This is a genomic window from Neoroseomonas rubea (genome assembly GCF_016106015.1).
GTDB lineage: Bacteria > Pseudomonadota > Alphaproteobacteria > Acetobacterales > Acetobacteraceae > Neoroseomonas > Neoroseomonas rubea.
Window position 1 is genome coordinate 1 of the sequence record NZ_JACADQ010000466.1, and the last position, 2,397, is coordinate 2,397.

2 protein-coding genes and 1 pseudogene are annotated in these 2,397 nt (G+C 74.8%); all 3 read right to left on the reverse strand.

Going from position 1 to position 2,397, the window contains the following annotated elements; all coding sequences use genetic code 11:
• A partial coding sequence (gene ggt / locus HW577_RS23700; protein WP_232475201.1) for a gamma-glutamyltransferase occupies nt 1-1,668 on the reverse strand: 1,668 nt, incomplete at its 3' end.
• 10 nt (nt 1,669-1,678) lie between these two features.
• Nucleotides 1,679-1,990, reverse strand: a complete 312-nt coding sequence (locus HW577_RS23705; RefSeq protein ID WP_198378566.1) for a hypothetical protein — start codon at nt 1,988-1,990, stop codon at nt 1,679-1,681.
• Nucleotides 1,987-2,397: pseudogene (locus HW577_RS23710) on the reverse strand (hypothetical protein); the annotation flags it as partial. The pseudogene HW577_RS23710 and the gene HW577_RS23705, both read right to left, overlap by 4 nt.

Here is a 2,397-nt window from a genome sequence, read left to right on the forward strand (position 1 = left end):
GCGCACCCCTTCGCGCGCCAGCCCGCCGCCGACGCCGATCGCCGTGCCGTCGGCGCGCCAGCAGGCCGCGCCCTCCATCGCGCCGTCCGCGCCGAAGCCGATGGCGCACATGCCGCCGCCGACATGCGGCAGGCGCGACAGCGCATGCCCCCGCGCGGTCAGCACGGCGCGCACATCCTCGGGGAAGGCGGGCTCGATCTCGACCGCGTCGCCCTGCGTCCACAGGCGCGGCGCCTCGACGGCTTCCTGCAAGGACATGCCATGGTCCACCAGGTTCAACATGGCCTGCATGACGGAGCCGAAGATGCGCAGGCCGCCCGGCATGCCGAGCGCATAGGCCGGCTTGCCGCCGCGCAGCACGATCATCGGCGCCATCGAGGTCGTCACGCGCTTGCCCGGCGCGATCGACAGCGCATGCCCCGGCCGCGGATCGAAGGTCGCGAGGTAGTTGTTCGGGATCATCCCCGTGCCATGCACCAGGAAGCGCGCGCCGAAGGTGGAGTTGATGGTCTGCGTCGCGCAGACGATCCGCCCCTCGCCGTCGGCCACCGTCAGGTGAGTCGTGTTCGGGCTCTCGGCGCCGGCCACGCCCGCCCCCCAGGCCTGCGCGCGCGCCATGTCGAGCAAGGCGGCGCGCTCCGCGCCGTAGGCGGCCGAGGTCAGCCGCGCAACCGGCACCTCGACGAAGGCCGGGTCGCCGGACGCCGCGGCGCGGTCGGCGAAGGCGATCTTCAGGCATTCGACGAGCAGGTGCATCGTGTCCGCCGTGCCGAAGCCGAGCTTGCGCAGGTCGTGGTGCGACAGGATGTTCAGCATCTGCAGCACATGCACGCCCGATGCGGCGGGCGGCGGCGGCAGCAGCACCTCCACGTCGCGATAGGGTCCGCGCAGCGGCGCCCGCTCGATGGTGCGATAGGCGCGGATATCCTGCGCCGAGACGATCCCGCCCGCGCGCGCGATGCCCGCCGCGATCGCATCCCCCAGCGCGCCGTCCAGCGCCGCGGCGCCTTCGCGCGCCACCATGCGCAGCGTATCGGCATACTCGCCTTGCACCACGCGATGCCCGGGCCGCAGCGGCGCGCCGCCGGGCAGGTAGAGCGCGGCGATCGCCGGGTCCTTGGCCATGTCCGGCGCGGCTTCCGCGGCGCATTCGGCCAGGTACGGCGTGGCGCGGTAGCCGCGCTCGGCGTGACGGATCGCCGGCGCCATGACATCGGCCAGCGGCAGCGTGCCGAATCGCGCGAGGATCTCGCACCAGGCCTTGAGGTTGCCCGGCGTCGCGACCGCGAGGCCGCCCACGACATTGGCGCGCCCCACGGCCTCGAGGTTGCGCGGATTGCCGGGCTCGGCCGGGGTGAACATGTCGGGCCGCGCGGCGGAGGCGACGCTCGCCATGCCGTCGATCACCGTATGCGTGCCGTCCGGCAGGCGCAGATGCGCCATGCCGCCGCCGAGCAGGCCGACCATCATCGGCTCGACGACCGACAGCGCGAACAGCGCCGCGATGGCGCCGTCCACCGCGTTGCCGCCTTCTGCGAGCATCTCCGCCCCCGCAGCGGAGGCGAGCGGATGGTTCGTCACCACCATGCCGCGGGTGCCGGACGCCGGCCGCTTCTCGCAGGGGAAGCGCGTGCCGGCGCGGGCGCGCCAGGTCTCGGTCGGGCTCATGCGGGCTCCTTCATGGGGCAGGCGTCGAAAGGCGCAGCACGCGCGGCGGCTGGCAGAAATCCTGGGCGGCGCGTTCCTCCACCCGCCCGCCGTCCCAGCGGATGCGCAGGTCGCCGCGGCAGGCGGCACGGGCCGGCATGGTGATGTGCAGCGCATTGCCGGGCGGCAGTTCGACACGCCCGATGAGCGAGGGCCCGAACTGCGCCTGCCCCTCGGCCGAGACCTCGATGGCGACGATCGCGGCCGGGCCGGCATTCATCAGGGTGAAGCTGCGGGCCCGCGCATCCGCCTGCGCGCCGAGCGCCAGCGCCGTCAGCGTCACCGCGGCGGTGCGGCGGAGGCCGTCTTGCCCCCCTCGAATCGCAGCTCCGACACGGCGCACAGGTCTGTTCCAGGACGATCCTCGGTGGCGCCGCCAACATAGACGGCGCGCAGGTCGAACAGGCAACCCCGGCCCGGCGGTGCGCGCAACAGCACCGCGTTGCCCGGCGTGAGCTGCGCGGCGCCGAGCCAGTCCTCCACGCCCGGCGCCTCCCCTGCGGGGGTGACGTGCAGGCGCGTGATCGTCGCCGCCGCGCCGTTCGTCACGCGCGTCGCCGGCGGGACGACCAGCACCGGCCCGGCGATCCCCGGCAGGGTCGGCGCCGGCACCAGGCTGCGGGGGGAAGAGGGCGCGTCCGCCGGCGCCGCGGAGGGTGGCGTCGCCGCCAGGGCGGGTGCCGCGGCGGG